Source organism: Bacteroidota bacterium, assembly GCA_016706255.1.
In the GTDB taxonomy this organism is placed as follows: Bacteria; Bacteroidota; Bacteroidia; order Chitinophagales; family BACL12; genus UBA7236.
Window position 1 is genome coordinate 292377 of record JADJJZ010000006.1, and the last position, 24191, is coordinate 316567.

Sequence of the window (24191 nt, forward strand, 5' to 3'; positions counted from 1 at the left end):
GTTAAGTTCGCGGTCGCGATTTTTTTTGTCGTCGGGATTTTCTTTTTTTATGGGAGATGATTCGGTTTCTTTTTTAACTTTTACCGGTTTTGGAGCTAACTCGAGTTCAGCCAGTGTACTTATTTTTTAGCTTCCAGATAATCATAAATGTCTCCGATATGTTCTTTAATTTTTTTATCCTTAAATTCAAACACACGGTTGGTAATTCCCTTTAAAAAATCACGATCGTGAGAAACCACAATTACTGTTCCTTCAAAATTATTTAATGCATTTTTTAATACATCTTTACTGCGCATGTCCAAGTGGTTGGTAGGCTCATCGAGTACCAATAAATTATATGGCTCAAGCAATAATTTACACATTGCCAGTCGCGATTTTTCACCACCCGATAATACTTTTACTTTTTTAAACGAAGCTTCACCACCAAATAAAAACGCACCCAATAAAGTTCTGATATGCGAACGCATTTCACCTGCCGCAACCTTATCGATGGTGTCAAATACAGTATCATCACCACTCAGTGTTTCCGCCTGATTTTGGGCGTAATAACCAAGGTTTACATTGTGACCTAATTCCATTTCGCCGGTGTATTTTTCCAGCCCTGCAATTATTTTTGAGAGGGTAGATTTACCTTCACCGTTTTTACCTACAAATGCAATTTTATCGCCGCGATTTATTTCAAAATCAATTTCATCTAAAATTAATTTTACATCGTACGTTTTAGAAACTTTTTTACCGGTTACAACAGTTTTTCCTGAACGTTGTGGTTTTGGAAAATAGAAGTGAATGGTTGCAGTTTCTTCATCATCAACTTCAATTTCTTCAATCTTATCCAATTTTTTAATGAGCGATTGTGCAAATTTTGCCTTGTTGGCTTTTGCTCTGAATTTATCAATCAGTTTTTCAGTATGCTCAATATATTTTTCCTGATTTTTTTGTGCGGCGCGTTGTTGATCAATACGCTCTTTTCTCAATTCAACAAACGTGGAATAATTGGCAGGATAGTCATATATTTTCTGACTAACAATTTCGATAGTGCGTTTTGTTACATTATCTAAAAATGTTCTATCGTGGGACACAATCATAATTGCACCGGGATAAGTTTCCAAATAAGTTTCCAGCCATTGAATACTTTCAATATCCAGGTGATTCGTAGGCTCATCGAGTAAAACCAATTCCGGTTTACTTAATAATATTTTTGCCAGCTCAATACGCATTTGCCATCCACCGCTGAACGTTTCAACCGGTTTATCAAAATCTTCGCGCATAAAACCCAAACCCATCAATACCAATTCAATTTGTTTTTCGATGGTGGCCACATTTATTATTTCCAGGCGATGCGAAATTTCCTGAATTTCATTAATGATATCATGGTAAGAATCACTTTCGTAATCGGTTCTTACCGTGAGTTCATGTTCAATTTCGTGCATCCGCTGGTCAAGCTGTAAGGCTTCGTTAAAGGCAGTTTGTGTTTCTTCAAACACGGTTTTACCTTTCATTTTACTCAAATCCTGATGTAAAAATCCGATTAAGCTGTCTTTTGGTAATACAACCTGTCCTGAATCCGGTTTTTGTAATCCGCTCATTATTTTCATGAGGGTGGACTTACCGGCACCGTTTTTACCAACTAAACCAACACGGTCGTTCTCTTTTAAGGCAAAGGAAACATCTTCAAATAAAAAAATACCGCCAAAGTGAATGGACAGGTTCTGCACTGAAATCATGGCGCAAAGGTAAGCAGATGCTTTGAAAAAGCGGTGGAATTCTTAAAAATAGCGGGTAACAGCCGATTCTATCAATTTTTCTTATAAACCAATTCACGTGTTTTTCGGACACTTGTAATGGTTTCTTTCACATAAATACCGTTAACTGCAGCGTTATATTCAATTATTTGACCCAACATGTTGTAATAATTGATGCTGATAATAGTTTCGTCAATATTACATGTAATGATATCAGACAATGAATAAGAAAAATCGCCATTCACCTGTTTTAAGCGGTAATAGTTTTGTTCAAAAGGTTGAGTATCCTGAAAGTTATAATATTTATCTGAAGTGGAATTTCCGGCGGCATCTACCAACCCAATCATTTCAAAGTTGACACCATCCGACGAACGTTCAATTTCGAAAAACCGCGAATCTTCTTCTGAAGCAGTGCTCCAGTTCAAAATAATAGTATTATTACTTGCGTAACAGGTAAAAGCGGTTAGTTCTATTGGGAGTGGAGCAGCATAAACAACATAAGGACACCAATTGCTGAAACCGGCTGTTGGACCGCCTCCGATACATTTAATATCTACACACCATGTATAACAGGTACCTATAGTAAGGCCCGTATATGTAATACCTGTGCCAAATAATGTACAAGCAGGAGCGCAGGTATAAAGATTAAAATTTGTAAATGTAACTGCTACACAACCCGTGGTGCTAAATCCGGCATTTATGTCTATATCAGTGCCCGGTGCTGTAAATGTGTAACAAACAGTAGCATTTTTTTTAACAGGTGCATAGGCAAAACAATATCCATTTGCAGTTAGGTAGGCATAATCGGGCGGGTACGCTGCCATTGAGGGCCCTAAAAATGCACCATCAGGCGATGCACAACTTCCGGCTCTCGAGCCCTCACCAGGTTCAATTTGATCCTTTCGAATAAAGGATCCTTCGCAGGATTGCGCCTTGACGACAATTCCGTACACCAGGATTAATACAATCAAAATAAATTTCTTCATGTGTGCCTGATTTTATAAATGAACCGAAGGAAGTCCATTCCATAGTAAATATAACCCTTTATGACAAGATACTTTTTTTCAAGTAAGGAAAAGTAGCTTGTTAATTGACAAACTTGCCTTCCATATTAGTATCGGCTAATTGCAAATTAATTAAATAAGCTCCTTTGGCAAGTTCAGGTAAAGTTGTTTTAACAACTGTAGTTCCTTGTGACAGCGCAATTGAATTAGTAAATACTATTTTGCCGGAAAGGTCGTAAACAGTCATAACTGCTGATCCATTGTTTGTAGAATTAACACTAACGTGCAGGGTATTACTTTCAGCATCAAAAATTGTTGAAGTTATTTCATTACCCGGTTGATATGAAGTTTTAATTGCAATCACATCTGAATACATAACTTCATTATTTGAATTTGTTTGTTTCAGTCTGTAATAAATAATCTGACTTTCGGGACTCAAATCAACGAAGGTATAATTTTGAAATCCGGAATTATTTTTAGATTCTACGGTACCGATTGAATAGAAGTCGTTACCGGTAGTTGAACGTTCGATAATATAATTTGTGCCAATTTCAGATTGGGTGCTCCAACTTAAGTAGTTATTTTTTTCAAGATGATAGCCACTAAATTCAGTTAAAGGTAATGGCAATAATAAACAATTGTTTGTAACAGTAACAACATCGGTAGCGGTATTTCCGCACGCGTCTGTAATTGTCAAAGTATATGATGTTGTACCTAGAGGAAAAGTTACATACACGCTATCGCTTGTTGCACCAATTGGTGACCATGAATAAGTATAACCTGGTACCCCATAAATTGGAGTTGTTGGAGCTAGCCAATCTGATTGATCAGCGCAATTTAAAATCGTGTAAGAAGTTCCTCCGGCAGCAGTTGCTGTTGCCTCTACTGTTTTTCCTTTTATAGTAACATCAAAATCATCTAATTGAATACAAGGCACATCACAAAGCGGATCGGTATTAACACAAGCCAATCGTTGTAAGTGCACATTAAATGGAATTGTAAATGATGCGCAACTTGGTGTAAAACATCCGGATACTAAATGTGGCATACTGGTAGTTGCTAAAACTAAATGTCCCGCAATTAAACAAGTTCCACCGCCAACACAAGTGTAAATAATTCCGGGAGCTCCAATAGGATCAACTCCGCAACTTGTCGATATATAGACTACTGTGAAATTTTTTGCGCAATTTCCGCTTGGCGTACAACCGCCATTTTTTGCTTCAACATCTAACGAAACGTTTGCTGTAGTTAACGTTGCATTTGCAGGAGTAGAAACGTTCATGGTGTGAATACAATATTCCGGCCAATAGCGCGACCCAAGTGGTGTTCCGGCTATGGATGCAGGCGTGCCGCTAACGGTTGGGTCAATTACAATAGGGAAAGTTCTTTCCGGGTTTGTTAACCAGCTATTATCTAAATACAATGAAACAGTCACTTGATTTCCAACTTGCTCAACAGCATATTCACCAATTAAATTGTTTGCAGCCATTTCTTCATCAACAGGATTTTCCATGTAGGTAAATACACGATCAAAACGTGCAAATTCATTTCCAAATGCATCAACTAAAATTAAATCGCCACTCCAACGGCCACTCGGGGTTTCTTCACCTTCATAAATATCGCGAATAATGGAAAATCCTTCGGGTAAAGTAATTGTTTCTTTAAAAATACTGTAATCGCTACCTGCATCAATTGCATTTAAATTATGTAAAATAAAATCAGTTTTAATTTTACCTTTTGAAAATGTATGGCGAATATCAATACCATTCCAAGCGTTATATAAAATTGCGCCATCGTTGCCAACAGTATGATTTGAAGGTTGCATTAATTTAGTTATTTCCGGTGTGTTGCTCCCACTTAATAACCAACTTTTATTAAAAATAAAACTGAACGCTTCTGTCAATTGGATAGAAGTAGCATTTGTATTAAAATTTATTGCAGTAGGCTGTTCTTGTTTTATTGCACTGTAAATATTTTCATTGTCTGTGGGATGCAATCTGTAATCAATAGTTATCCAATCGCCGTTTGCATTTTTATAATGTAAATCGTTTAAAGATGTTTGCGCATAAACATCCCTTTCGCTTGGATCATTACCAACATAATATCTTGTATTTACCGTACGCTGATCAATTATTTCACTGCAGTCTTCGCAACCGGCATTAAAAGGTAAAATACCATATTCTTCATGCGATTTTGCATAAGCACTTGAATTTTTTTCAAGTTCTCCATTTATTAAAACCCGGGAATTACTAAAAGTTGTGTAATTATATTCTTTTGAAAACAAAGGCTTATTTCCTTGCTGTGCATAGGTGCTTTGCAAGCAAAACGATACAAGTAAATAAACAATAAATAAATACTGCTTTTTCATAAAATAGTTCGACGTTATGTGTGTTTGAATGAAGGATTACACCCCAATTCAGCCAATAAAAATACTGGTTTTCTTACACTTCAGCAAAATTTTTGAAGATTCCGGAGCCTCTTTTTAGAAAAAACAGCTAAGATTGACCCGGATAGAAAGTTATTTAACCACCAACTGATAGACACAATTTTCGTTACAAGAAGATTTCAACAATAAAACTCCACTCATAACTGATTCATAATCAATTAATTGCCCGCTAAGCGTAAAATAATTTACAACTACGGGCAATTGGTCAAAATTGCAGGATATTACCTCCGAATTTACTGTATTACCTCCAAAATCGGTTTGCTGCAAATAGTAGTAATTTATTCCGGCAACCGGATTCTTATCTTCAAAATAGTATGTTTTTTCAATAGTTGTTGTCCCTGAACCACTAATACTGCCTAAGCTTTGAAATAAAATTCCATCATTTGACCTGTAAATTGTATAGCTGTCACAATTTGACTCAGAAATTGTAGTCCATTTGAGTAAAATTTTATCTATTTCAGCTGATGCCGTAAAATCCGTCAGTTCTATTGGAAGCGGCGCAGTATAAATAAAATACGGGCACATTGAAGTAAATCCGGCCCCGCCGCCACCGCCTGTAAAATGGGTGTCGAAACACCAGGTATAACACTGCCCGGGAGTTAATCCGGTAAACACCAGGCCCGTCCCAAACAACACACAACCCGGCGCGCAGGTAAATAATTCGAAGTCGGAAAACCACAACGAAAATCCGCCGCCATAAGTAAATGTGAAAGCTGCATCGAGCGTTGCAGTTGTGCCCGGACTGGTAAACGTATAGCAGTAAGTGGCATTTTTTACTGCAGGATTGATCGTATAGCAACACCCGGCATCGAATACCTCAGTATAGGTTGGATAATCGGGTAATTCGGTACATACAATTGGCCCGTTTGGTGAGGCGCAACTGCCAGCTCTATTGTTTTCATCTGCTAAAACAAATCCTTCCGGTATGCGGCTATATGAAACTTCCTGGCCGCTGCAAATTCCGACAAATGAAAACAACATAATTGTGAGATGTTGTTTCATATATCTAATTTTGGTTTTACAATACGAAGAGGAGCAAGTATTGTTGATTCATAACTATAAAATTGAATATTTCATGTCACAAATCCAAAAAAATTCGCTAAAATTTTTAAAACAGCTTGCAGCAAATAACAATAAAGCCTGGTTTGATGCCAACCGACCTGATTATGAAGCGGCAAAAGCCAATTTTATTGAATTTATTGGCGAATTAATTACCAAAATGGGCGCTATCGATTCAGGTGTTGCCGGATTGGAAGCTAAAAAAACAATATTTCGAATCAACCGTGACGTGCGATTTTCGAAGGATAAAAGTCCTTACAAAAACAATTTCGGGGCTACGCTTAGTATGGGTGGAAAAAACATGCAAACGGCAGGATATTATTTCCAGATTCAGCCCGGTAATAAAAGTTTTGCCGCCGCCGGTTCCTACATGCCGATTCCTGAAAATCTCGCAAAAATCAGACAGGAAATCGATTATAATTTTAAAGATTTCAAAAAAATAGTGGAATCCGCTGCATTCAAAAAACAGTTTGAAACTTTAGATGAAATTGAAAAATTAAAAACGGTGCCGAAGGGCTACAATGCTGATAATGCGGCTTTGGAATATCTGAAACATAAAAGTTTTGTAGTGTCACACACCTTTACTGATGCGGAGGTTACCGACCCTGCTTTCATTAAAACTGTAGTTGCTACATTTAAAACCGCATTTCCATTGGTAAAATTTATAAATAATGCTTTAGAATAAGTAAATTTGAGTTGCCAACTTCCAATAATTATATAGGCGATGCGAAAACTCCTCCTCATCCCGGTTATTTTTTTGTTTAATCATGTGTTAAACGCTCAGGGCATCGTAGCTTATCCCGATACCACCATTTGCAGTGCCCAGCCGGTTTGGCTGCATGCCGATGTAGATGGCAGTTTCGGAACAGCAACCTACGAATATCAATCTATCCCATACGCCCCCGAACCCGTTGGTGGCACTGTGCATAATATGGTAGATGATACCCACGTTGGCCCGTTTTCCATCGGCTTCGATTTTTGTTATTTCGGTCAGATATATGATAAATTTTATATCGCTTCCAATGGATGGATTAGTTTTTTAGCGCCCTCCGGCGGAATGGATGTAAACTGGACACCCGACGGGCCTATTCCGGATGCGGCAGCAGATGTGCCAAAAGCTGCAATTTTTGCGCCCTGGACCGACTGGCATTCGGGTTTATGTACAAATTGTATTTATCACGAAGTAGTTGGTGTGGCGCCAAATCGTAAATTGATTGTGAGTTATGATGATGTGCCGCTGTTTTCATGCACCGGTTTTCTTGGTTCGTTTCAGATTGTGCTTTACGAAACTTCCAATAAAATAGAAAATCACCTGACACATGTTGATGTTTGTCCGGGATGGGATTTAGGTATCGCCACCCAGGGCATTTTAAATGAAGATGGCACTCAGGGGTATGCTGTTGTGGGCAGAAATGCAACCGACTGGTCGGCAGATGATGAAAGTTGGGTATGGTTGCCAAGTGCAATTACCTGGTATGAAACTGCAACCGGCACTGTAATCGGAACGGGTGACAGTATTGAAGTGAATCCCGCGTCCACAACTAGTTATACAGCAGAGGTTACCTTATGCGATGGCACTACATACAGCGATGAAGTTATTGTAACCATTTCCACCCCTTATGATGTTGGCGTGGATATTCAGAATATAGTTTGTAACGGAGATAATAATGCCTGGATAGATGTTGATGTAACCGGAAATACTAATCCGGTAAGTTACATTTGGTCAACAGGATCGGTTGAAGACAGTATTTATGACTTAGGTCCGGGTGTTTACACAATTACCATTCAGGAAGTAGACGGATGTGCTTATGTGCAGGAAATTACCCTGACGGAACCACCATTATTAACGCTTGACACGGTTGCAACAGTTGATGTTACTTGTTTTGGGGGTAGTGATGGTCAGGATAGCTCAACGGCGGCGGCGGTGTTACACCATATATATTTACGTATGATGGTACTAACTGGCAAACAGACAGCAATTTTCTTGCGATGGAAGCCGGTTTATATACATTTACCGTAAAGGATGCTAATGGTTGTACACAAACATTTGACAACATTATTGTATCTCAACCTGAACCAACGGTTGTAGATGCAGGCCCGAATTTTACTATTGAATACGGCAGTTCGGTTATTATTCAGGCAGCTACTGCCATTAACCCGATTATAAGTATTGTATGGGAACCCGCTGAAGGATTGTCGTGCACCGATTGTATGCAACCCACAGCACAGCCAACTTTTAATACCGTTTATTATATTACGATTACGGATGAAAATGGATGCGAAGCGGTAGATTCAATGTATGTTTGGGTAAATATTGATTTTAATGTGCCCAACGCTTTTACACCAAACGGTGATGGTTTAAACGATATGTTTAATATTCAAACCGATTTACTGATTTCTTACCATATTACAATATATAACCGCTGGGGCGAATTAGTATTTACTTCTGATGATATCGGCAAGGGTTGGGACGGCAATGTAAATGACAAACCACAGGAAATTGGCACCTATATATATTATATAGAATCGGTAACAACGCTGAACACGCCGCTTAAAAAACCGCACCATAACCTTACTCCGGTAGGCTATAAGGCCTGAAAAAGGGCTTTCAATGTTGAAATTTTAAGTTTGGTTGCATCATTTCTAAAAAAAAATCATTTTTTTTTTGGTTTTTACATTTTGTACCATAGCTTTGTTTCAATCTAGCACGCAATGCTAGTGCCATAAGATCTATAACACACATTTCCACGTATGTAAGGTTGTGTTATATTCCGTCAGGCTTGACTGTTTTCCGTGAATTTGAGGAAAAATTCCACAAATTGCGGTAAAACACTTGCATAAGCGGACTAAGGGTTATAGCTTTGCGGCATAAACATATTTGAAAAATTATATTTTAATAACCGATTATATTGTAAACATTAATTAATACGTCATGATTAGTAGAAAACTCACGTTAGCGGTATTGATGCTTTTTAAGCATTGCTACCTTCACCAACGCTCAATCGAGCTCATTTCCTCCAAAACCAGCCAACAAATGGCAAATTGGATTAAACTTAGGTCTTCCTGCAATCCAGGGTGATATTAAGTCAGAACCATTCGGCGGTAGCCACTCACCTGCATTTGGTGTTGGTTTAAATATCCGTAAAGGTCTTGGATATGTTACATCACTCCGTTTACACGGTATGTATGCAAATGCTTATGGACAAGATTTCATTGAAAGTTCATATGCTTACAACAAAACTTTAAATGGTGCCTTTTCAAACAGCCCTACAACGAATTACTCGGAAGGTGCTGACTATACAGGTAACGTTTGGGTTCCTAACTACAAAACTCAGATTGCTCACGGTTCATTAGACCTGTTAGTTAATCTTAACAACATCAACTTCCACAAAGCTGATCCTAAATTTTTAGTGTATGCTTTCGTAGGTGTTGGTGGTTTAATGTTTAATACATCTTACGATGCTTTGGATGCTGCAGGTAATCCTTACGATTTCCAAACTATCCTTAGCGGTTTTGGTTCTCAGAACACATCTGAAAAAGAACGTATCGACGCTATTCACGGTATATTAGACGGTGAATATGAAACTCAGGCTGAGGTAGCCAACCCTGCAGCTCGTGACGCCGGTGAAGTTCGTGCAACTTGGGTACGTAACCCTTCATTATCAGGTGGTCTTGGTATCTCTTACAAAATTGGTACTAAATTAGAAATAGGCCTTGAAGAAAGAGCTACTCACTATTTTGATGACTTAGCTGACGGTCAGCGTTGGCAGTTTGACGGTTCTTATACCGCTCACTATGACTTATTCCAATATACAAGCTTAAACGTAGGTATCAGCTTAGGTGGCGACGAATCTGTTGACCCACTTTGGATGGTTAACCCGTTAACTTACTTGTATGATAAAGTAAATGAAATTGACCCTGACAACTTATTAAAAGATTCAGATAACGATGGTGTTATCGATCGTTTAGATAAAGAACCAAGCACTCGGAAGGAACTCCAGTAGATACTCACGGTGTTAGCTTAGACAGCGATAAAGATGGTTGCCCTGACTCTGAAGATCCAGAACCATTCTCATCTCCAGTATTACCTATGGAAAACTGTCAGAACGTTCACTTAACTCAAGATTGGGTTGAAAACTATGTTGACCAAAGATTGAAAGATTATCAAAAAGGTGGAAACGGTGCAGCTTCTGACTGGATTCTTCCTTATATCTTCTTCGACTTAAACAGTGCATCTATTCGTCCTGATGCGGTTCCTGAATTAAATCAGGTTGCTGATATCATGAAACGTTACACTTCTATCAACGTTGAAGTTGTTGGTCACACTGATACTCGCGCATCTGAAGATTATAACTTAAAATTATCTGAAAATCGCGCAAGAGCTGCTATCACTTACTTAACTGGTAAAGGTGTTGCAGAAAGCCGTTTGAAAATCGTTTACAAAGGTGAATCTGATGTAATGATTAAAGACGCTAACACAGAAGCGGAACACCAAATGAACCGTCGTGTTGAATTCCATATAATTAAGAACTGATATATACATATAATCATGACAGCCAAAGGGGTGGAGCAATCCACCCCTTTTTTTATGTACTTGAGTTTCCCAAAATGTTTATTTCGCAGTATATTCGTAAAGCATGAAACAATTCAGTCTGCTGTGTTTTTTACTCCTTACAGCTTCATTGCTTTTAGCTCGATCTGTACCTAACGATACCATTAAAACAAAACGCTCATTCTTTAAGCATAAAAAACATAAACAGGAAGCTACCTGGACACCTTATTGCAGCAGTTGCGAAATCACTCAATTTGATCCGGAAACATATTTTAAAGATGATGATGCAGATGGTGTATTTAATGTTTTTGATTTACAATTAAATACACCGGCATTTGCACCCGTTGATTCAAATGGTGTGGCTGTTGATAGTGATGGAGATGGGGTTTTGGATTGTTTCGATAATGATGGAGTTCTACCTATTGACACGCTATCAAATAAAATGATGGATTCAATAATTCGCGAAAGTGGTTATCCTTGCAAATCTATGTTAGGAAGCAATTATGATGAATGGATTTTGCCAATAATATTTTTGATTTTAATTCAAATATTCCGGATTCAGTAAGTTTAGATTTCTTGAACAGAACAGCTGACTTATTGATCCATAACCCAAATCTAACTATTGAAATAGATGGTAATTATGACTATGATATAGAAAACAGTGATTTAGGAATTATTAGAATGTATTATGTTGCTAACTTTTTGATAGGTGAGGGAGTTGATTCAAATAAAATCAGATTAAAATATGATGATTTTCAAAATTCTGGCAATAAATTGCTTTTGCATCCGAATGAAAAAGACTTAAGTGTTTTTTATAGGGCGCTTTTATTAAATATAAATTAATCTATACTATTTTTTTTAAAAGCCGCTGCGAATTTAAAATCCCGGTCCTAACTACATACCAAAATTTTAATTCAATATTTTTCCGGCCTTTTTTGTAATTTAAATACTTCATACAAACAAAAACCGATTACAACTAAATACTCCATCACCACCACAAAATAATTTTCCGGGTAGGTGATATCGACATAGGTAATGTAAGTGAAATAAATAAGCAGCGACCACAAAATTGCATATCGGTAACCGGAAAATACACTCAACATAATTAGTGGCGTAATATACCATGGATGCATGGTTGTGGCGAATAAACAGTAAATAGAAAAAGCTAATTGAAGTGCAGTAATGAACTTATCTTTTTGGTAGAAATAACTTAAAACACTTATGGCAATTATAGTTACAAATGGCAGCAATTGCCGCATGAGGGTAAACGTTTCAAAATTTTCATCTTTATTAATAATCCAACGTAATAAATAATATACTGAAGCATTAAATTCAAATTGCTGGAAGTATAAATTTAAACTGGAAAAAATATTAGCATACTGCAGCAGCATAGGGAATAAAATAATGATGCTCACTACACCGCTAATAATTGAATAAATAATTGTTTGTTTAAAGCCCAATCGTTTAAATAATAAAGGCATCAGCATAATGGGCCACAACTTTGCACCAATGGCAAATCCGAATGCAATTGCAGAAAAGGTTAGTTTTTGTTTATTGAGAAAATAAATAGCCAGCAATAAAAAGAATATCATAATACCTTCAAAATGTAAATTGCCGGTCAGCTCTAAAATTACAAGCGGATTTAAGGTGTATAATAATTGTAAATTGGAATTGAGATTAAGCTGTTTTAATATTTTAGGAATGAGTAAAATGCTGCCTATTTCAAAAAAAAAATAAAGATTTTTAGAATAATCTGATTCCACAATAAATTGCCACCTGAAAGATGTGCTGATACAGAAAACAGGAATTGACTTAAGGGCGGGTAAATTGTAAAATACGGTTTTGAATTGAGTGCGTTGTATAAACTGTCATTCAGTACCATATTATCTGCACCCAAATAATGTTGTGCTTTCACCATATCAGGTGTATAGGCATAAGGGTTAATATGATTTATGGTGAGATGTCCATCCCAAATAAAACGATAAAAATCGTCAGTTAAATTGGGCATGCTGAATAAAATGCTAAATCGGATAAGTATACCCAACCATTTTCCTTCATCAGCAAGGGCAGGGGTTATCCAGTTTTACATATAACAATGTATAACAAAAATGCACAGCAATACAGGCTGATGAGTTGAATGAATTCGGTTCGTTGAGTGCTGTAGTTAATCAGCAAAAACAAACCTGCAAACAACACATAAACAACAAATCTCCATGGTCCGGTGATTGTTGTTTTGTTCATTTTCTAAGAGTTAAACCTTGAATGTTTAAGCGAAAAGTAGAAAATAATTGCGAAACCGGAGAATGCGAGCATGTGGAAAGGTAATAAACCATAGTCTTCATAATAAAAGCCCATGATGATACCGCTCAAAAAATACAAACTAAAAAGGCCTTCCAAATAAGTAATCGGGCTGATTTTAGATGCTGTATATTTTTTATTTTTCCAGATATCTTTTCCGTTTACGATATTAAATTTCGGAGTGCGCACAAATGCGGTTTGTTGACCTAACCAGCCTCTGAATACAGCCCAGGCATTGTGGAGGCTCATACCCATTGTAATAGCGAGGAACACAGGGAAACGTGTAATATACACGCTCAGTGTTTTACGCATTGTTTTTTCGCGCTGTAAAGTTGAAATATAATAGGCATACGCAATAGCAATAGAACCCATTAAAAAGATACTGGCGTATTTGAAATAGTTAAAATCGATAACCTGATTTTTAATGAATAACAGGGGAACACTTAAAATTGCAGTGATGAGAATAAAGATATAGTTGGTGGTATTAAATAAATGCGCAACTGCATGTAATTTGATACGCAGTGGTAATTCGGCATTAATAACACGTAAACCAATTTTTTTAGCTGTTTCAGCGCCACCTTTGTTCCAACGGAATTGTTGCGATTTAAGTGCATTCATATCTGTTGGTAATTCTGCAGGAGCCACAACATTTTCTACATATTTAAATTTCCAGCCGCGTAATTGCGCACGATAACTTAAATCGAGGTCTTCGGTAAGGGTATCGGCTTTCCATCCACCTGCATCTTCAATAGTTGCTTTACGCCAAACACCGGCAGTGCCGTTAAAATTGATGAAATAACCGGCAGCATTTCGGCCTTGTTGCTCGATAGTAAAATGCATATCTAAAGCAAAAGCCTGCATTTTGGTGAGTATGCTGTAATCTTTATTGAGGTGATCCCATTTGGCCTGAACTACGCCAATTTTATCATCCAATAAAAAATGTGGTATTGTTTTTTTGAGGAAATCGGGAAAAGGAACGAAGTCGGCATCAAAAATGGCTACGTATTCGCCTTTTGCTTCTCTCAAACCATATTCGAGGGCGCCGGCTTTGAAACCTTTGCGTTCAGGGCGGCGAATTTGTTTGATATCGATACCTTTTTGGTGATAGAAATCCACTTTTTTGCGGGCAATCTCAAAACTTTCGTCGGTTGAGTCGTCGAGCAACTGGATTTCTAACTTATCGGCAGGATAGTCGAATGCTGCGATAGCGTCGATTAAACGTTCCACAACATACAATTCGTTGAAAACCGGCAGTTGCACGGTAACATGCGGGTATTCTGATTCAGGAATGGTAAAAATTGTTTCTTCCTTCTTCAGGTTCCGCTTGAACTTGATGTAATGAATGGCTAAACTCAACTGCATTATGCAGTAAAAGAACAGCAGGGTAATGGCTATGGTATAAATTACTATTATAGTGATTGACATGTCAATCGGTTAGGTTCAATAATATTTAAAAATGGTAGTTATAATTGTATAACCGGCCATAATCGTGCCTTTAACGGTGCCTGTAATTTTGGAAACGCCAATTCTTGGTCTGTAATCTACGGCTATTTCGGTAAATCTCAGTTTCTTTTTGGCTGCTTTAATTTGCATTTCCACCGTCCACCCGTAATTGGTATCTTTCATTTCAAGCGCCAGCAGGGCTGTCCAGGTTATGGCTCTGAACGGACCGAGGTCGCTAAAACGGGCGCCAAACAGCAATTTGATCAGCGTGGTTGCGAGCCAGTTGCCAAAAATTTGTTGTGGAGCCATAGACCCTTTGATGCGTTTACCTTTTGCGCGGCTGCCAATAACCATATCAGCATTACCTGATACTATTTGCTGACAAGTTCCCGCATCTGTTCGGGGTAGTCGGAATAATCACCGTCAATGAACACTACTATTTCAGGTTGCTTTTCTGCGGGAAGCTGTTTTAAGTAGGCTATACCTTTCAAACAAGCGGACCCGTAGCCCTTTCTTTCTTCCAGCAACACGGTGGCTCCCATTGATCGGGCTATTTCAGCAGTATTATCGGTTGAACCATTGTTCACTACGATAACTTCTGTAACCAAATCAGCGGGTATGTCCTTCAAAACATGCCCAATCGATCCGCTTTCATTAAAAACCGGAATTATTACTACGATTTTCTGCATGTTCATCTTTGAGGTGCAACCCTGAAAAAGTGCACAAAATTACGTGAATTGTAAATGATATTTAAATATTGTTAAGATAGAATTTTCAAATCTTCGGAAGTAAACAAAATTTCGGTGCGTTTTTATTGTCGGAGCCGTTTTCCAGCTTCAAAACACCACGCGGACAAACGGCAGCACAAACACCACAGCCAACGCAACTTGCGCGCACTATATTCTGGCCTTTTTGGGCGTAAGAACGCACGTCGATTCCCATTTCACAATAGGTGGAGCAATTGCCGCAAGATATACACTGTGAGCCGTTTGTAGTGATTCTAAACCTTGATTTAAATCGCTGAATCAAGCCCATATACGCTGCCATTGGGCAACCAAAACGGCACCATACTCTGCTGCCCATTAAAGGATAAAAACCAACTCCGATTACACCACTGAATACCATCCCAATCACAAAACTGTATCCTTTAGCCATTGTTTTTGCAGAATCGCCTAAAAGTTGATTTTTAAAACTATTATCTACCAATAATAAAACGGTAATGATAATAATGGCAGCCAAAACGCTGTGAATCAGCCATCTTTCAATTTTCCAGGCTTTTAAAGATTTATCGCTGAGGTGACGAAAAGGGTCTCCGGCTGTTTCTGCCAATCCACCACATCCGCAAACCCAACTGCAATACCAGCGTTTGCCAAAAAAATAGGTAAGTATCGGTGTTGCAACAAATGTCATCACCAAACCCCAAAAAATGAAAAACTGACCAAAAGCGCCCTGTGTTTGGAAATAACTTAAAGTGCTTGGAAAAATGGCATCATAATCAAGCGGCCAGAAATAGGTGAGATAAGGTTCATAATTATAAAGCGACTTCATAATTCCCGGTAACAGCCAGGCAAAACCTAACTGAAAAAACATGACAGATGAAGTTCGGATAATTTGATAGCTACTATGGCGGTATTTATAAATGAACTTGAATCCCATTACCAAAACAGCAATGGTATATAATGAACCGTAAACAAACCATTGGTCGGCTTTTGTGTTGCGCAAAGCCATACTCAGCGGGTTAAATAAATTTACGAGCCCAACAAATAAATCGGCTCCGAATAAATTTTTCCAGTAGTCGCGCCAGTAGAGTAAAATGTAAAAACCGGTAATGGTGATGCCGCTAATCCAGGCTAATGCACCGCGTGCCGACATCGATGTAAACATGGTGCGGTTATTTTTTATGCCCGGGGGCAGATGTCCATAAGTGCCGATGGTATAAATAATTCCGCCTGCGAAAAAACAAAGCAGGGTGATAATTAAAAATATGAGTGGCTGATGGTTGGCAGCACCCGCCCAGGCCATAAAAAATGCCAATAAACCAATGCCGGTTATTGCCAAACCTGCTTTTTGGGTATTGTTAAAATTTGCAGGATGCGGATTAGATAACGATAAACTTGAATTTGCCTGTGCCATTTTATATATGTTTAGCGAACAGTGATTTAATTTTTTTTAAATTTAATTGCCAAAAATCAATTTTTTGAAAGCTGATTTTGGTTTTAATTGAACGCGAAGTTGCGGATGTTGTGTATTCCATGCCTCGATAATTTCAGCTTCAAATGTTTTGAAAAACTCAGGGTCGAAATTTGCCACACTTAAATGTGCCATGATATGTTCCACATTTCGTTTTTCCAGTAACCAGCGATTAAATATTTCGTGTCGCATTCTGATACCGAATACATTAATACCGATAAATAAATGGTCTGCTTCGCGATAAACTACGTGCACACATTTTTGATGATCGGCACTTTCCCAATAAAATTCTGCTTCGCCTTCGCGTAAGGTATTAAGTACAGTTCCATAGGTTTGATATTCGATATCTAAAAATTTAGCACTGTTGAACCAATAGCCGGGTTCATAAACGCGTGGATGCCCCATCATGTTAAATGCTGCGGTTTCACCCTGTAATTTACCGGTATACCAAACCTGTTCAATTACACGCCTGTCGGGCAATGCATGTTGAAACTGTGCACAGTCGCCGGCGGCAAAAATATCATCTATACTAGTATGCATATGTTGGTTGATAACCACACCGCGATCGGTTTTGATACCACTGTCTTTTAAAAATTGAATATTTGGAGAAACACCTGCTGTAAGGCCAACGATCTGACAAGGAATTTCTTCGTCGTTACCTGTTATGATGCTGCTAACGCGGCCATTTGCATCACCTTTTATTTCTTTTAATGTTTCATTTAATCGCAAATCGAAACCATGTTCACGAATATGGCTGGTAATCATTTGCGATTCCTGTTCGGGCAGAATATTATTCCAATAATTACTTTCACGCACTAATAATGTTACCGGATAATGCCTTGAATGTAGCATTTCTGCCATTTCTATTCCGATTAAACCTCCCCCCACAATAACTGCGCGATTAATACCATTGGCTGTGTTGGCTTCGAGCGATTCGAGGTCCTGGGAGGAATATAATCCCTGAACACCAATTAAATCTTGCCCCGGCCAACCGAATTTATTTGGTTTAGCGCCTGATGCAATTAATAATTTATCGTAAGAAAGCCTTTCAGCGTTGTCGAATACAACTTGTTTTGTTTGAATGTCGATAGTTTGCACCCAACCTTTTTTGAGATTGATTCTATTTTTTTCCCAGAACCAATTTTCATAAGGCTGAATATCTTTAAATTTCATGTGGCCCATGTAAACATACATGAGGGCAGTTCTGCTGAAAAAATAATCTGTTTCTCCTGAAATCACAGTTATTTCGTGATCCGAATGTTTTCGGATAGTTCTTGCGGCTGTGATACCTGTTATTCCATTTCCAATTATTACAATATGCATAAGCGAGTGGCGGCGAAGGTAAAATGATTGCGGTATGAAATTAAGAACAAAAAACGAATAGTTCCGTTCTTTTAACTGAAAAATAACCTTACGTTATATTTTGTCAGTATCGTTTATTGTTTGTTCAAATTCCAGTTGTAATCCATAAACTCCACTTCGGTTGATTCGGTAAGTTTAATTTTACTGTATTGGTTCAAAAAATCTTTCAAAGAACCATCTTTTGTAAAATCGCTGGTAAACCAGTTAAATATGCTGCTTACCGTTGCTTTTTCAGCTGTAATTTTATTACGGGTAGGGTCGTTGATAAAATCTTCGGCTTGCTGTTGCAGTTGTTTATCTATTTTTTTTGCTTCGTAGGCTTCGTTTAATAATTTCGGACAAGAGTAACTTGCGCAGTTTACGGCAAAGTGAATTCTTGGTTCATCCATTTTCCGTAAAATATTATGTTCGATATTATTTAAATCGAGTTCCTGACCCTGAATGGTAATAAATTTTATATCCCAAACCGAATTTACAAATGCAACACCGGGTTTTATATCTTTAATACTTACAACAGGATAGTTGCGAATAATTAATTGAACGGTATACGCATTATAAGCATTTATCCAATAAGCAAGAATTTCTTCACGACTCCAGGTTTTTTCATTAGGATAATTTGCTTCAATTAATTGGAGATAATTATTGAGTTTAATACTATCGGCCATAAATCCTTCATAATTAACCCATCCGTCGGCATTTACATTTTTTTGCAGTAAATCGGTCCATAATTCATGTGTAAATGGTTTGGCATCGGTTTGAATTCCGTTTAATGTTCGGCACGACGGGAGGGTGCACGAGGTGCAAAGTGCAATTAAACTTACAAGTATCAGGTTTCGCATAGTATGTCTGTTATGGATAAATATACGAAATTGAATCAATTCCGGTTCCCTTGGCGGGGGATTCTAATACTTATAAACAGGTATTAGGTTTCTCCAATACAAAAAGCAGAAAGGCAATTAAAATTTAACAAAATGTTTATTGGAAACGCTGCCATCAAGTTGAGTAAGTTTAATAAAGTAAATTCCTGCGGGTGCATTTTCGATATTGATATAAATTTCTCCATTTTCTCCCGTGCTATTGGAGTTAAAATAATTTACACCGGTAATACTAAATATTGAAACTACAACACCACCTTTAAATGTGTTTTTATAATTTATAATTAATTCTCCGTTTGTTGGATTTGGATAAATATTCCATTCGAAAAGCGGTTTGTTTTGAGGGATTAAAGCAGGAAGAATATTTATGGTGTAATCTTCTACTTCGCCTGATGCAAAATTTTCGCATGGTGATGCATATGCACCATATTTAGCACTTACTCTTAATCTTGTAGTTCCGGGTATTGCAGAAATTGGAATGGTAATGTTTTTATTCAAATTCGCAGCACTTGTTACTTTTTTTTGAATTAATTTTTCTCCGGCATCCGTAAAATCGCCATCCCCATTAAAATCAATCCATGCGCGCCAAAATAATTGTTCTGCAATACCGGTAAATCCGGCACTGTAGGTAAAGGTATAGGTTGTTCCCTGTGTCAAATTTGTTGAAGTGGCTGTTCCGTCATAATATCCGCCATCACTGGCTGATACTCTTGATATTTCATTTAGTTTTATATTATCAATATATCGGTTGGTAGCATCTAAACCTGAAGAAGTGCAATAAATTACAGGTGTATCAAATGAAATAGTATAATCTTCAGCTTCTCCAAAAAATATATCACAGGGCGTAGTAATTGGACCCCCATATTTTAATAAAATGCGCATGCGGGTTGTTCCACTTAAGCCGGTTGGGCAAAAAAATACAGCAGTTAATGTTGATGTTATTGCTGCGCTATTTACAATTTCTTCTCCCGCATCAAAAAAGTCACCATCTTTATTAAAATCAATCCACGCACCAATTGAAACATCAATAGGTGTACCCGGATAACCCGGTGTTATTTTAATTGTATTATTAATTCCCTGTGTTAAATTAAATGTTGTTCCAATAAAATTGCCGAATCCTCCATTGTTGCCTGTAATTGATGCAACGCCGGCCATTTTTACCGATTGAATCCATTCATTATCTGTATTAAATGGAAATGGATAACAATATGGATTATAATTATAAATACCGCAAGCATCAATACAATAAGCGGCAGCAATTGTGTTTCTAATTGCATCACCGGGTTGTGGTCCAAAGCCATTTGCAAAATTTACACCGTAAGCGGTAACGTGACAATAGCTCATAATTGTTCCACCGTCTATAGGCTCAGGGCCAAGGGGACAACCACCTTCTGTAGTATAACAATTATCAAGTGCTCCGCCAACCCACGCAAAACAACTTTGTGTATGAGCACTTCCAAATAAATGCCCTATTTCATGTGTCACTACAAATACCGGCCAACTATATGTTGGATAGTCGGAATATGTTCCGCTTATCCAGCTAACACTATATCCATATCCGTTGCATAATCCGTTAACGGTACTGGCTAAACCACCACCACCGCCATAAATTGCTAATAATTGGGCTATATCACCTGTAAATGAAGGTCGGTATGCACTAAATGATGCCAATTTATCACCGGAAGATAAATCAGAATAAATATCCGGTGTAGTCCAAATAAAAATTGTTTGAATTTCGGTAGAAACAAATTCATTGGTAAATATTGCATTCGAATTATTAAATAAATTGGTAACATAATCTGCTGTTCCCGATACTGTTCCTAAGCCGTAATTTAAATAAATATCATAATCGGCTTCAAAATAAATTTTAGGGCATTTTACATCGCGACTACCTTCAACATTTTGCATTATTTCGTTGTAAGCTTCAAGATAATCCGGATCAAAAGTTGTTTCACAAGTCCCAAGTTGAGGGTCAACTAATATATCAGCATCAGAATAAATTAAATAATCATCAATAAAGCCCTTTTTATATCGCCCGATATTAATGTTACCGGAATTTAATTTTGAAACGGTTCCCATCATTTCATCTTCAAATATTGAAATGGCGACTAAAGACGTTGGGTCATCTTTAATTATTCCCTGGTAATAAATTCCCGGATGATAATCAACCGGCGATTCCTGACCACTGGTATACACTTTAAAATCTTCTGCAAATAAATCAACTCTTACTAAATCTAAAATTAAATTTTCATTCTTAAAGGGTAAAGTCAGTGAAATAGCATTGTGCTTTGAATTATATAAATTTTGAATCTCGTCCACATTTAATTTTGCATATGTAATGTTGTTGGCAAAAGGTGATGATGTAGATTTATATGTTGCATCAGTTTGAACATTAAATGGGCTGGTTGTTTTAAAGTCAAATCCCTCGCTTCGCGATTCAACAATTTTTTGAGCGACAGGTTTTGTTCCGTTAACCTGACAGTACAAATGGAGTGAACAAACAGAAAATATTAAAACCAGAGCAGATCGTGTATTTGCCATATTAAAAAATTACCAAATAAATAAATGCGAGTCTGCCTGACTATAAATTCAAAGGTAACGTACAAAACGGTGCTAAATACATTATTGTAAGTATTTCTGCATTGTGGTTTATGTCATAAAAAAAGCGGGTTGTTTGGTCAACAACCCGCTTTTTCGACTATTTAAGATTTTTATTGTTTAACAATCTGTTTCACCGCTGTTGTTCCATCGGCCTGAGTAGTTTTTACGAAGTATAAGCCAGGAGCTGCATTCGTAATATCCAGTACAATCATACCATTTTCACTTTCAATATTTTCGGAACTGATTATTTTTCCTGTAATATCAAATACATCTAATTGGACACCGCCTGAAATGGCATTTAAAAATTCAATATTAAATACGCCTGATCCAGGATTAGGGAAAACAGTCAGACTAAACGGTATTACTTCACCTGAAGGTAATGCCGGCATAATATTAACCGTATAATCTTCAACCTCGCCATTGGCAAATGTTTCACATGCTGTAGGATATGCACCGTATTTAGCACTAATGCGTAAACGAGTAGTTCCTGTACTTGCAGTTGTAGGCACTAAAATATTTTTGGTTAAAGAAGCGGCTGTTGTTGCTTTTTTCTGAAAAACTTGTTCGCCTGCATCGCTAAAATCACCATCACGATTATAATCAATCCATCCTCTCCAATACATTTGATAAATGGTGCCTGAAAATCCCGCACTGTAAGTTAACGTATAGGTAGTTCCTTTTACAATATTGGTTAATGTTCCTGTGCCGTTGTAATATCCGCCATCGCTGCCGGAGGTCCGGTTAATGGTATTTAATTTTACATAATCGATATAACGTGTAGTTGATGATGTACCTGCGCTGCTGCAATAAGTAATTACCGGATTAAATGAAACAGTATAATCTTCAACTTCACCGTAATCAAAAGTTTCGCATGATGTAGCCAATGCATTATATTTCATTGATACACGCATTCTTGTTGTGCCTGTCATGCCTGCAGTTACCACAAAACTTCCTGAAACTGCCGCAGTAGCTGCACCTGAATTATATACATTTTCACCTGCATCATTAAAATCAAGATCTTTATTATAATCTATCCAAATAGAAAAATATTCAGGATATACAGTCCCGGTATAACCAGGTGTTAATGTAAATCCTGCTGATACACCGGGCGTTAAATTAATTGTAGTTGCAGTAAAATCGGCATAACCTGAATTATTACCGGAATTTTTTGTGGTGCCGTTCATTGTAACAGTTTGCAACCATTCATCGGCAGTACTTAATCCTTTAGATAAACAATATGCAGGAACACCACCGCAAGAAGTAACACAACCTGCTGCAGAAATGGTATTTCGAATTGCATTTCCCGGTTGAACACCAAATCCGTTTGCTAAATTAATTCCGTATCCGGTTAAATGGCAATAACTCATAATTGTTCCGCCGCCAACCGGTGCAGGACCTGCCGGGCAACCGCCTTCTGTTGTATAACAATTATCTAAAGCACCACCAACCCATGCGCCACAATTTTGTGTATGATAACTTCCGAATAAATGGCCCATTTCATGTGTTACAACCATAACCGTCCAGCTATAAGTTGGAAAATCATTATATGTTGCATCAATATCGCTGTAACAATATTTGTATGAATTACACAAGCCATTTATTGTAGCTGCAACTCCACCAAGTCCGCCTGGATCCAATGCAACTAAATGTGCAATATCGCCGGTAAATGATGTGCGAAATGCCATAAATGAATTTAATGCATCATACGATGAACCACTTGCATAACCATCAGCAGTACTCCAAACAAAAATGGTTGAAATTTGTGTTGGTACACTTTCATTGGTATAAATTACTGCTGAGTTATTATAAATACCGGTAATATAATTTGCTGTTGCAGTTACACTTCCTTTATTTTGATATAACTGATAATCTGCTTCGAAATAAATTTTCGGACAATTGGTAATACGTGAACTGCCTTCAATTTCCATGAGCTGATGAAATTCATCGAGGTAATCAGGATTATCTGCTGTTGCACATCCTAAACTTGCAGGATTTACAATTACATCCCAATCGGAATAAATCATATAATCTGATTTTAATCCTTTACCATATCGACCGACATTAATATTGCCTTTATCGGAAGAAGAAATTACACCCATAATTTCATCTTCAAAAATACTGATGGCAACAATAGATGAAGGATCATCTTTAATTGTTCCCTGATAATAAACACCGGGATTAAAATTTTCTACTTTACCACCGTCAGCACTAGAAAGTACTTCGAAACCATCAGCAAAAATATTTACCTGCACTAAATCAAGTGTTATTGCACTTTCTTTATAAGGAATAGATAATTCTATTGCTTCACTTTTATTGGTAAAAAGTGTTTTAACAGATTCGCTACTCAAACTTGCAAACGTGATATCCTTTGCAAATGTTGAAGTGCTTATTTTGTAAGGTGAATTAATTTGTGGTGTGAACGGTTCAGCTTTTTTAAATGGTATACCTGCATTTCTGGTTTCTGCTACCATTTTTGCTACCGGTTTTAATGCAGCATCCTGACCAAAAACACCTAGGGTGATCATCAGCAAGCCGGTAGTAAATAAAAATTGTTTGTAAAACTTTTTCATAATTCAATTTATTTAGGGTTAAATAACTTGTGTATGCCTGTGGAGAGAA

21 protein-coding genes are annotated in these 24191 nt (G+C 37.4%); 7 read left to right on the top strand and 14 right to left on the bottom strand.

The features are described from left to right. Positions 1 to 119: 119 nt before the first annotated feature. From IPI65_09955 to IPI65_09970, 4 genes are all read right to left on the bottom strand, one after another. Positions 120 to 1724, bottom strand: coding sequence for an ABC-F family ATP-binding cassette domain-containing protein (locus IPI65_09955; protein MBK7441834.1), 1605 nt, complete (start codon positions 1722 to 1724; stop codon positions 120 to 122). Between the two features lie 71 nt (positions 1725 to 1795). After that, entirely contained in the window at positions 1796 to 2728 is a 933-nt protein-coding gene (locus IPI65_09960) for a hypothetical protein (GenBank protein ID MBK7441835.1), read from the bottom strand. 100 nt (positions 2729 to 2828) lie between these two features. Further along, positions 2829 to 5114 carry a T9SS type A sorting domain-containing protein gene (locus IPI65_09965; GenBank protein ID MBK7441836.1) on the bottom strand — a complete coding sequence of 762 codons (2286 nt, stop codon included), beginning with the start codon at positions 5112 to 5114 and terminating at the stop codon, positions 2829 to 2831. 150 nt (positions 5115 to 5264) lie between these two features. Further along, complete coding sequence (locus tag IPI65_09970; GenBank protein ID MBK7441837.1) at positions 5265 to 6194, bottom strand: hypothetical protein; 930 nt, start codon at positions 6192 to 6194, stop codon at positions 5265 to 5267. Between the two features lie 73 nt (positions 6195 to 6267). Between IPI65_09970 and IPI65_09975 the strand changes: the two genes are divergently transcribed. From IPI65_09975 to IPI65_10005, 7 genes are all read left to right on the top strand, one after another. After that, positions 6268 to 6936: a DUF2461 domain-containing protein gene (locus tag IPI65_09975; protein ID MBK7441838.1), complete on the top strand. Its 669-nt coding sequence runs from the start codon at positions 6268 to 6270 to the stop codon at positions 6934 to 6936. Between the two features lie 39 nt (positions 6937 to 6975). Further along, complete coding sequence (locus tag IPI65_09980) at positions 6976 to 8271, top strand: SprB repeat-containing protein (protein MBK7441839.1); 1296 nt, start codon at positions 6976 to 6978, stop codon at positions 8269 to 8271. Beyond that, entirely contained in the window at positions 8241 to 8849 is a 609-nt protein-coding gene (locus IPI65_09985) for a gliding motility-associated C-terminal domain-containing protein (GenBank protein ID MBK7441840.1), read from the top strand. Before IPI65_09980 ends, IPI65_09985 begins: the two co-directional genes overlap by 31 nt. An 812-nt stretch (positions 8850 to 9661) precedes the next feature. Continuing rightward, the gene (locus IPI65_09990; GenBank protein ID MBK7441841.1) at positions 9662 to 10255 is read left to right on the top strand and encodes a hypothetical protein; all 594 of its coding nucleotides are present in this window, start codon (positions 9662 to 9664) and stop codon (positions 10253 to 10255) included. A gap of 86 nt (positions 10256 to 10341) precedes the next feature. After that, positions 10342 to 10785 carry an OmpA family protein gene (locus IPI65_09995; protein MBK7441842.1) on the top strand — a complete coding sequence of 148 codons (444 nt, stop codon included), beginning with the start codon at positions 10342 to 10344 and terminating at the stop codon, positions 10783 to 10785. 103 nt (positions 10786 to 10888) lie between these two features. Beyond that, the gene (locus IPI65_10000) at positions 10889 to 11368 is read left to right on the top strand and encodes a hypothetical protein (protein MBK7441843.1); all 480 of its coding nucleotides are present in this window, start codon (positions 10889 to 10891) and stop codon (positions 11366 to 11368) included. An 11-nt stretch (positions 11369 to 11379) separates the two neighbouring features. Then, positions 11380 to 11646 carry a hypothetical protein gene (locus tag IPI65_10005; GenBank protein MBK7441844.1) on the top strand — a complete coding sequence of 89 codons (267 nt, stop codon included), beginning with the start codon at positions 11380 to 11382 and terminating at the stop codon, positions 11644 to 11646. A gap of 71 nt (positions 11647 to 11717) precedes the next feature. On the opposite strand, the gene IPI65_10010 is transcribed toward IPI65_10005, so the two are convergent. The 10 genes from IPI65_10010 to IPI65_10055 form a co-directional block, all read right to left on the bottom strand. Next, entirely contained in the window at positions 11718 to 12566 is an 849-nt protein-coding gene (locus IPI65_10010; GenBank protein MBK7441845.1) for a hypothetical protein, read from the bottom strand. Next, on the bottom strand, positions 12521 to 12811 hold the full coding sequence (locus IPI65_10015) for a hypothetical protein (protein MBK7441846.1): 291 nt from the start codon (positions 12809 to 12811) through the stop codon (positions 12521 to 12523). Before IPI65_10015 ends, IPI65_10010 begins: the two co-directional genes overlap by 46 nt. Positions 12812 to 13047: 236 nt before the next feature. After that, positions 13048 to 14526: a glycosyltransferase gene (locus IPI65_10020; protein MBK7441847.1), complete on the bottom strand. Its 1479-nt coding sequence runs from the start codon at positions 14524 to 14526 to the stop codon at positions 13048 to 13050. Between the two features lie 15 nt (positions 14527 to 14541). After that, a complete protein-coding gene (locus IPI65_10025) occupies positions 14542 to 14853 on the bottom strand; it encodes a hypothetical protein (protein MBK7441848.1) in 312 nt (103 codons plus the stop codon). Between the two features lie 62 nt (positions 14854 to 14915). Further along, entirely contained in the window at positions 14916 to 15233 is a 318-nt protein-coding gene (locus IPI65_10030) for a glycosyltransferase family 2 protein (protein MBK7441849.1), read from the bottom strand. Between the two features lie 85 nt (positions 15234 to 15318). Next, the gene (locus IPI65_10035; GenBank protein ID MBK7441850.1) at positions 15319 to 16566 is read right to left on the bottom strand and encodes a 4Fe-4S binding protein; all 1248 of its coding nucleotides are present in this window, start codon (positions 16564 to 16566) and stop codon (positions 15319 to 15321) included. A gap of 153 nt (positions 16567 to 16719) precedes the next feature. Continuing rightward, positions 16720 to 18057: an NAD(P)/FAD-dependent oxidoreductase gene (locus tag IPI65_10040; GenBank protein MBK7441851.1), complete on the bottom strand. Its 1338-nt coding sequence runs from the start codon at positions 18055 to 18057 to the stop codon at positions 16720 to 16722. Positions 18058 to 18170: 113 nt separating this feature from the next. Further along, entirely contained in the window at positions 18171 to 18935 is a 765-nt protein-coding gene (locus IPI65_10045) for a DUF547 domain-containing protein (GenBank protein MBK7441852.1), read from the bottom strand. A gap of 117 nt (positions 18936 to 19052) precedes the next feature. Continuing rightward, positions 19053 to 21512: a T9SS type A sorting domain-containing protein gene (locus tag IPI65_10050; protein ID MBK7441853.1), complete on the bottom strand. Its 2460-nt coding sequence runs from the start codon at positions 21510 to 21512 to the stop codon at positions 19053 to 19055. A 170-nt stretch (positions 21513 to 21682) separates the two neighbouring features. After that, the gene (locus tag IPI65_10055) at positions 21683 to 24142 is read right to left on the bottom strand and encodes a T9SS type A sorting domain-containing protein (GenBank protein ID MBK7441854.1); all 2460 of its coding nucleotides are present in this window, start codon (positions 24140 to 24142) and stop codon (positions 21683 to 21685) included. Positions 24143 to 24191: the final 49 nt, after the last annotated feature.

Excerpts from the sequence above, each read along its gene's own strand:
- IPI65_09955 (MBK7441834.1), bottom strand. The coding sequence starts at position 1,724 with ATGATTTCAGTGCAGAACCTGTCCATTCACTTTGGCGGTATTTTTTTA.
- IPI65_09960 (MBK7441835.1), bottom strand. The coding sequence starts at position 2,728 with ATGAAGAAATTTATTTTGATTGTATTAATCCTGGTGTACGGAATTGTC.
- IPI65_09965 (MBK7441836.1), bottom strand. The coding sequence starts at position 5,114 with ATGAAAAAGCAGTATTTATTTATTGTTTATTTACTTGTATCGTTTTGC.
- IPI65_09970 (MBK7441837.1), bottom strand. The coding sequence starts at position 6,194 with ATGAAACAACATCTCACAATTATGTTGTTTTCATTTGTCGGAATTTGC.
- IPI65_09975 (MBK7441838.1), top strand. The coding sequence starts at position 6,268 with ATGTCACAAATCCAAAAAAATTCGCTAAAATTTTTAAAACAGCTTGCA.
- IPI65_09980 (MBK7441839.1), top strand. The coding sequence starts at position 6,976 with ATGCGAAAACTCCTCCTCATCCCGGTTATTTTTTTGTTTAATCATGTG.
- IPI65_09985 (MBK7441840.1), top strand. The coding sequence starts at position 8,241 with ATGGAAGCCGGTTTATATACATTTACCGTAAAGGATGCTAATGGTTGT.
- IPI65_09995 (MBK7441842.1), top strand. The coding sequence starts at position 10,342 with ATGGAAAACTGTCAGAACGTTCACTTAACTCAAGATTGGGTTGAAAAC.
- IPI65_10000 (MBK7441843.1), top strand. The coding sequence starts at position 10,889 with ATGAAACAATTCAGTCTGCTGTGTTTTTTACTCCTTACAGCTTCATTG.
- IPI65_10015 (MBK7441846.1), bottom strand. The coding sequence starts at position 12,811 with ATGCCCAATTTAACTGACGATTTTTATCGTTTTATTTGGGATGGACAT.
- IPI65_10020 (MBK7441847.1), bottom strand. The coding sequence starts at position 14,526 with ATGTCAATCACTATAATAGTAATTTATACCATAGCCATTACCCTGCTG.
- IPI65_10025 (MBK7441848.1), bottom strand. The coding sequence starts at position 14,853 with ATGGCTCCACAACAAATTTTTGGCAACTGGCTCGCAACCACGCTGATC.
- IPI65_10030 (MBK7441849.1), bottom strand. The coding sequence starts at position 15,233 with ATGCAGAAAATCGTAGTAATAATTCCGGTTTTTAATGAAAGCGGATCG.
- IPI65_10035 (MBK7441850.1), bottom strand. The coding sequence starts at position 16,566 with ATGGCCTGGGCGGGTGCTGCCAACCATCAGCCACTCATATTTTTAATT.
- IPI65_10040 (MBK7441851.1), bottom strand. The coding sequence starts at position 18,057 with ATGCATATTGTAATAATTGGAAATGGAATAACAGGTATCACAGCCGCA.
- IPI65_10045 (MBK7441852.1), bottom strand. The coding sequence starts at position 18,935 with ATGCGAAACCTGATACTTGTAAGTTTAATTGCACTTTGCACCTCGTGC.
- IPI65_10050 (MBK7441853.1), bottom strand. The coding sequence starts at position 21,512 with ATGGCAAATACACGATCTGCTCTGGTTTTAATATTTTCTGTTTGTTCA.
- IPI65_10055 (MBK7441854.1), bottom strand. The coding sequence starts at position 24,142 with ATGAAAAAGTTTTACAAACAATTTTTATTTACTACCGGCTTGCTGATG.